Annotated in this window: 12 protein-coding genes; all 12 read left to right on the top strand. The window is 58.4% G+C overall.

The features are described from left to right. The first annotated feature begins 143 nt into the window (after positions 1-143). A complete protein-coding gene (locus AAC035_RS17430) occupies positions 144-488 on the top strand; it encodes a hypothetical protein (RefSeq protein WP_339806365.1) in 345 nt (114 codons plus the stop codon). After that, entirely contained in the window at positions 485-1,339 is an 855-nt protein-coding gene (locus AAC035_RS17435) for a PD-(D/E)XK nuclease-like domain-containing protein (protein ID WP_339806366.1), read from the top strand. Before AAC035_RS17430 ends, AAC035_RS17435 begins: the two co-directional genes overlap by 4 nt. Before the next feature lie 9 nt (positions 1,340-1,348). Beyond that, the gene (gene recT / locus AAC035_RS17440; RefSeq protein ID WP_339806367.1) at positions 1,349-2,251 is read left to right on the top strand and encodes a recombination protein RecT; all 903 of its coding nucleotides are present in this window, start codon (positions 1,349-1,351) and stop codon (positions 2,249-2,251) included. Next, entirely contained in the window at positions 2,251-3,288 is a 1,038-nt protein-coding gene (locus AAC035_RS17445; RefSeq protein WP_339806368.1) for a DUF1351 domain-containing protein, read from the top strand. Before recT ends, AAC035_RS17445 begins: the two co-directional genes overlap by 1 nt. Beyond that, positions 3,288-3,602: a hypothetical protein gene (locus AAC035_RS17450; RefSeq protein WP_339806369.1), complete on the top strand. Its 315-nt coding sequence runs from the start codon at positions 3,288-3,290 to the stop codon at positions 3,600-3,602. Before AAC035_RS17445 ends, AAC035_RS17450 begins: the two co-directional genes overlap by 1 nt. Continuing rightward, a complete protein-coding gene (locus AAC035_RS17455; RefSeq protein WP_339806371.1) occupies positions 3,599-4,072 on the top strand; it encodes a hypothetical protein in 474 nt (157 codons plus the stop codon). The genes AAC035_RS17450 and AAC035_RS17455 overlap by 4 nt, the downstream gene beginning before the upstream one ends. Then, positions 4,069-4,251, top strand: a complete 183-nt coding sequence (locus AAC035_RS17460; RefSeq protein ID WP_339806372.1) for a hypothetical protein — start codon at positions 4,069-4,071, stop codon at positions 4,249-4,251. Before AAC035_RS17455 ends, AAC035_RS17460 begins: the two co-directional genes overlap by 4 nt. Next, positions 4,232-4,786, top strand: a complete 555-nt coding sequence (locus AAC035_RS17465) for a hypothetical protein (RefSeq protein WP_339806373.1) — start codon at positions 4,232-4,234, stop codon at positions 4,784-4,786. Before AAC035_RS17460 ends, AAC035_RS17465 begins: the two co-directional genes overlap by 20 nt. Then, the gene (locus AAC035_RS17470; RefSeq protein WP_339806374.1) at positions 4,783-5,280 is read left to right on the top strand and encodes a hypothetical protein; all 498 of its coding nucleotides are present in this window, start codon (positions 4,783-4,785) and stop codon (positions 5,278-5,280) included. The genes AAC035_RS17465 and AAC035_RS17470 overlap by 4 nt, the downstream gene beginning before the upstream one ends. Beyond that, positions 5,277-5,489, top strand: coding sequence for a hypothetical protein (locus AAC035_RS17475; protein WP_339806375.1), 213 nt, complete (start codon positions 5,277-5,279; stop codon positions 5,487-5,489). The genes AAC035_RS17470 and AAC035_RS17475 overlap by 4 nt, the downstream gene beginning before the upstream one ends. A gap of 90 nt (positions 5,490-5,579) precedes the next feature. Continuing rightward, positions 5,580-5,771: a hypothetical protein gene (locus AAC035_RS17480; RefSeq protein ID WP_339806376.1), complete on the top strand. Its 192-nt coding sequence runs from the start codon at positions 5,580-5,582 to the stop codon at positions 5,769-5,771. Positions 5,772-5,856: 85 nt separating this feature from the next. Continuing rightward, positions 5,857-6,296: hypothetical protein (locus AAC035_RS17485; protein WP_339806377.1), on the top strand; the 440-nt coding region annotated here is incomplete at its 3' end.

The raw sequence follows: 6,296 nt of genomic DNA on the forward strand, positions 1-6,296 counted from the left end.
CGCGAATACGGTGCTCCGAAATCACAGGTTCAATGGCGCACTTACATTTTTCTCCGTGATGCAGAGTCTGAAGCCTCGCTGCGATTCGTGCGGCACCGGCTGGAGCAGATTCTGGAGGCGGGATTGGCGCGGGAGTTTGCAGCATGAGCGCCGCCTACGACCTCTGGAAAACCACAGACACCGAATACGACGAAGCCCAGGCCCGTCAGGAGCAGCTGGAAGCCGCTCAACGCGAACTGGCCAACGACCTGTTTGATGGGTACTTCACGCGAAACGGCGCCGTCATCGACGAAGTGAGCGACCTGCTTGAGGGTACCGACTGGCAGGACCGGATGATTGACGATCTGCGGAACGCTTTCATGACGGGGTCGCCCCTGGTATTCCGGCTGGCCTACCAGCGGATCATGATCGACGCCGTGAACGAGATTGCGCGGAAGTGCAAAGACCTGGATGCCATTAACACTATGAGAAAGGATTTGGAGCTATGAGCATCTTCGAATCCTCAATCCATGCTCCAACTGCCCAGGCCCCGAATCAGCCGGGCTACTACAAAGGCCTGTCGAACGAGGCTTACCACTCCGGCCCGGGTATCAGTAAAAGTCAGCTGGACCTGGTGCGCAAAAGCCCCTCCCTGCTGGAGTGGTCAAAACACGCGCCGGAGGATGAAGAAAAGAAGACGGCCTTGAATGTCGGTGATGCTGTTCACGCCCTGCTGCTGGAGCCGGATCGGTTCAAATCTGAATTCGCCATCGGCCCGGAAGACGCGCCCCGGAACACCAATAAAGGCAAGGCCAAGTGGGCAGAGTTTGAAGCCGGACTGAAGCCGGGCCAGGTGGTGCTGACCGCCGAAGAAGCCCGGAAGATTCAGCTGATCTACGGCAGCGTGATGGCTCACCCGAATGCCCGCTGGCTGATAGAGGCCGAGGGTGACGCAGAAGCCAGCATCTATTGGGAAGACCCTGATACCGGCCTGCTCTGCCGCTGCCGGCCCGACAAAAACCTGATCTCTCATGGCTGGATGGTTGACGTGAAAACCACCGCCGACATGAGCAAGTTTGCCCGGTCCGTCTACGACTACCGGTATTACGTGCAAGACCCGTTTTATTCGGAAGGCTTCTTCCGCCACTTCGGTGAGCCGCTTCAAGGGTTCTTGTTCCTTGTGGTCAGTACGTCCATAGAGGCCGGCAAATACCCGGTAAGGCTGTTCTGCCTGGACCCGGAAGCAAAGGCCAAAGGCTATCAGGAAATGCGCGACGACCTGGCCAGCGTTGCCGAATGCCAGCGCACCGGAGAGTTTCCGGGAATCGAAACATTGTCACTGCCCCGCTGGGCAGCATAAGGAGTCAGTATGAGTAACGCCGCAGCCGTGAACCCGCTACCTCAGCGGGGACAAGACAAGAAACCAGTACCGAAGGATATTCAGGGAATGCTTAAAGATCCGCGCATTCATGCGGAGTTGAGCCTGGCCCTGCCCAAGCACATGACGCCGGACCGCCTGGCCAGGATCGCCCTGACCGAATTCCGCAAGACGCCAAAGTTGGCGCAGTGCGAGCCGAAAAGCTTTCTCGGTGCCGTCATTCAGTGCGCCCAACTTGGCCTGGAGCCGGGCAACTCACTTGGACACGCCTACATTCTGCCCTTTGATCGCCGCGAGAACGTGAACGGTAAATGGCAGACCGTGGCCACCGACGCGCAGCTGATTATCGGCTACCGGGGCATGATTGACCTCGTTCGGCGCTCCGGTCAGATCATGAGCCTGCAGGCTCATGCCGTTTACGAGGGTGATCACTTTGATTTTGCCTACGGTCTGGATGAGCGCCTGTCCCATATCCCCACCAGAGATATTGAAAAGCGCGGCGAGCTGGTGGCGGTATACGCGGTTGCCAAATTGGTCGGCGGCGGGCACCAGATCGAAGTGATGTGGCGCTCTGACGTTGAGCATATCCAGAAGCAATCAAAGGCTGGCAATAACGGACCCTGGAAGACGCACTTCGAGGAAATGGCGAAGAAGACGGTCATCCGTCGCCTGTTCAAGTACCTGCCGGTATCTGTGGAGATTCAGCGGGCCACCATGCTGGATGAGAGCGCCGAATCAGGTGCCCAGGACAATCGCGGGTTTTACGGCGATGCAACCGGTGAAGTCTTTGATGGCGAATACGAGCAGCAGTCAGCTGCCAAGAGTGCTGAGCCTGCCAACCAACCAGAAGCCCAGGGCGAAAATGAGCCCAGCATGTTTGAGGGAGAACAGTAATGCAGGAACTTATCGCCATCCAAAACACCCCGGCCCTCGTTGAAGTCAACTTCGAGGAACTGAAAAAGCACCTGGCCGCCGAGCTGAAGAAATACGATGTGGTGGTCACTCAGGATACCGTCAAGGATGCCAAGAGTCTGGCCACGGAATTGAATGCGACCAAGAGGGTGATCGCTCAGCGCAAGAAGGAAGAGTATGACCGCGCGACCGCCGGCGCCAACCAATTCAAGGACAGCATGAAAGAACTGGAAACCATGTGCGAGGAAGGCCGGCAGAGCCTGCTTGCACAGGTGCAGAAGTTTGAGGACGAGACACGCCAGCTGGCTGCCCGGCTGCTTGACGAGTATCGCAGCGAGCTTTGGGCGAGTCAGTGCGTCGATGAAGAGTTCCGCAGAGCTGAGGTCAGCGACTTGATAAACCTCTCTGCCTTGACCGGCAAAGGCAACCTGGCTGCCAGCGCCAAGGGCAAGGTTGAGCAGCGAGTGAATGCCGACAAGTCCCTGCAGGACCAAACCAGCATGCGCCTGATCCGGCTGGAGAATGAAAGCTTCAAGGCCGGGCTTTCGGCGCCACTGAACCGCGGCCACGTCGAGCACTTCCTGTTTGCGCCCGAGGATGAGTATCGGCAGAAGTTGGACAGCTTGATGCAATCCGAGTTGCAGCGGGAAGAAGTGGCCCAGCAGCGTATGCGCGATCAGATGGAGCGGGAGCAGCGGGAAAAGGATCGTCAGGAGCAGCTTCGCAGGGAGCGCGAGGAAAGGGCTCGCGCATCGGCGCAACAGACTGACGCCAAGCCGGAATCTGTTCACGCCGAGACCAAAGAGCCCCAGCCAGAGATAGAAGCGCAAACCGTCCCGGAGCAAGAAGAGCCAAAGCCTGGCCGGGTGCCGGTAACAGTTGCTTGCACCTTCGAGATCAGCGTGTCGGAAACCACCACCGACGAGGCCATTCAGGCGGAATTGCGGAAAGTGATGGAGCGGGCCGGCATCAAGACGCTGGCGACCGTTGAGGTTTACCGTCAGCAGGAGGCCGCGTAATGCGCCCAAAATTCACATTCACAGAAAGCCACCTGCCGCACCTTCGCGCCGTCAAGGCCATGGGCGGCAGCCTGGAAGACGCGGCCCATGAAATGGGTATCACCCGGAACACTTTGGCGACCGCCATCGTTGACGCCGGATTCACAGAGAGCGTCAAAGAGATCTTCCCGAGGTTCGGCACCGAGCAGCCGACGAAGTGCAAGCACTCTGGCATGCGGGTGATCGGCTTGGCGGATCTGAAGGTTGAGCCGGTGGTGGTGCCCGGGAATGTTCCGGCGCGGTGGCTGGCTAAGAGTTGGAGGGCGGCGGCATGAGTATTGATATTGAGCGGTTGAAGGTTGATCGGGAGTATTGGGAGGAGGTTTGCACTCATGCGGATTATGACACCTATTGCACTTTGGCTAAGGGCTTTGGTCCCGGAGATCGCTGTAACCACTGCATCCCCCGCCCCAAAGCCCCAGAGGCTGAATGGGTGGATGGGCTGCCGGGTGTTGGGGTTGAGTGTGAGTTGTTACGCGGTAAAGAGTGGGTGCCCGTAGAGATAACCGGAAAAGGAAAGCGAGTAACGGTATTTAGGCGTCTTTGTAATGCCGGGCTTGAGGAAATGACCGAGGCCGACGCTAGTGAATTTCGCCCCCTCCGCACCCCCGAGCAGCGGCAAAGGGATGAGTTAAACAAGCTAGTGCGAAAAGCTTACCTTGACGGAGCATGTGATCACGTTGGAGGGCTCTCTGCTGTAACGGACGCCATCCTCTCCCGCTACAACCTGGAGCCAAAGCCATGAGCCTCATGAGCCCAGAAGACTTCACCCGCGAATGGGAAAAGTTGGACGACCCGAAGGCCATCCGTGAAGCGTTCGAGCAGGACCAGGTGGCCGACGATGAGAGGCAAAGACCCACTTACCGGATCACTGAGGGTGGCGAACTGCAACAGGAGAGCGGTCATGGCCAAGCAGAAGCGTAAAGCAAAGCACAGCGTCCGTAGCCGGGATCAGCGCCTGTTTTCGACGAGCAGGCTGTGGACATGGGAGAGCGAGCGTAGCGAAACGGGGGCTGCCTTCACCACGGCACAGACCCGAACCATGTTCGGATGGGTGGACCTGCAATATGACCTGGCTCGCCACCTGATCGCCCTACCCCGCAACTGGTTGGTCTGCGTCCGGGCCTTGTGTATCTCATCCGATGGCGTGATGTGGATGGAGCAGGCGGATTTCACCCTGACCAGTCAGACCATTGCTAACGTGGAGGGCGCGTATCACGAACTGCGCCGGGAGGTTCTGAGCCAGCAGCGAACCGATCAGGTCTTCGACTGCGGCTGGATCTGCCGGACGTGGAAGGGTCAGAACCCGGAGGACGTAGATCAGAAATGGTTCTACCACGACACACCGAAGGGGATAGCGCCGAATGTGAAGTCAGAAGGCGCACCCTACAGCCCGGAGCGTCAGGCCATCTGGCAGGAGGTAAATCGGGAATATCTTGCGGAACTGGAGGCAGCATGAACGAGCAAGAATCAAGACCTACAGATCAATACGGCCTGACCGAAATCACCGTTGAGATACGAACGGAGGGCGGCGCTCGCGCAGTCCCCGGCCTGATGCACAAGGCCTGCCCCGGACTGGCGGTGACCATGCACCCGTTTGGCGTGTTTCAGGTTACTCATACCAAGACAGGCCTGAAGCTTTGCAGTATTTACCAGAGGGCATCAAGCGCGGTTCTCGCCATGAGCTGGTGGGCGCTGATAGCGGATATGGAAGGTTGTTCTTGGGAGGAAATGGGGGTGGCTGATGTTTCGGTAATGATGTCAAAGGCCAACGATAAGCCGGTGCCGTTCGACGACTGCACCAGCACATCCCAGGGCGAAACTAGAAAAATGACTGTCGGCGAATGGTTTCAGCACCAGCGCATTCCGATCTTTGATGAGTTCCCCTGGGAAGAAACCGACCCGTTCGAAACAGCTATCAGCAATCTGGAAAAGATCGGGGAGGCAGCATGAACCAGGATCAATTCGAGGCCGCGTATGCGAAAGCACACAGCATGCGGTCCGACGCTATCAAACAGGCCCGGAACCCGGGCGGCGGATATTTCAACTACGGGCTGAACATGGCTTATCAGGGCTGGCTGCTGGCGCAGAGTAAAAGAGCGACAGGCGGACCGGGTGCCAGCAGTACGGCGTGTGATGATCAGTGGAGGGGCGAGCCATGACTTTTGAAGAATACGAACACAAGCACCTTTTCGCGCTGACCGAGTGCGCAAAGAAGCTGGTCCGCATGGGCTGGAACGCCCGGGGGGGAGTTGGGCGGTGACCGTGTTGCCGATGCCGGGAAAATGGTTCAGGGCGCTGTCGCTCTCATGGGCGACATAACCGACGAGGATGGCACGAAGTTTCACAAGTCCCTGCTGGTTCAGTTCGCCACAGACGAGGACTTCCGCGCAGCCATGAAGGCTGGCCAGTTCCGGTTTACGGTGTTTGGGGGTGGGGTGTGAGCCTTGAGCTTGCCTTGTGGGCCATCCTGATCGGCGCAGCCCTGCCGGTAGTCGCGCTGATCGCAGCAAAGTTAATGGGGGATTTATGAACGTAGAGATGAGGCCAATAGCAGAATCCAAAGTCCGCCAACTCGGCGACGTTTGCGGGGTGCTGGTGCGGAAAGATGGGAAGCTGGCCGCTGTGGATGAGCATGGGCGGGTCACCTGGTTGGGTGATGACGAGCATACAGCCTATCTTGAGAGCATGAACAGCCACCTAAAGGCTGAGCTGAAGGCCGCCCGCGCCCAAAGCGGAAACGGTGCCGGGGTGGTGCCGGAGGGTCTGGTTAAGCAGTGCGAGATCGCTATCAGCGATGCCGCTGCCAGCCATGGCGGGACTATGAATAGCGTAATGCACGCGCAAAAGAAAGTCCGCGATTTGCTCACCGCCGCACCTACCGCCCCGGCTGTGGAGAGTGGCGGGGTGCCGGACTGGATGACCGGAATCTCCAGCAACCTCAAGACGCAGAACAGCCGAATCACTTC

It is taken from the genome of uncultured Marinobacter sp. (assembly GCF_963974375.1).
Classification (GTDB): Bacteria; Pseudomonadota; Gammaproteobacteria; order Pseudomonadales; family Oleiphilaceae; genus Marinobacter.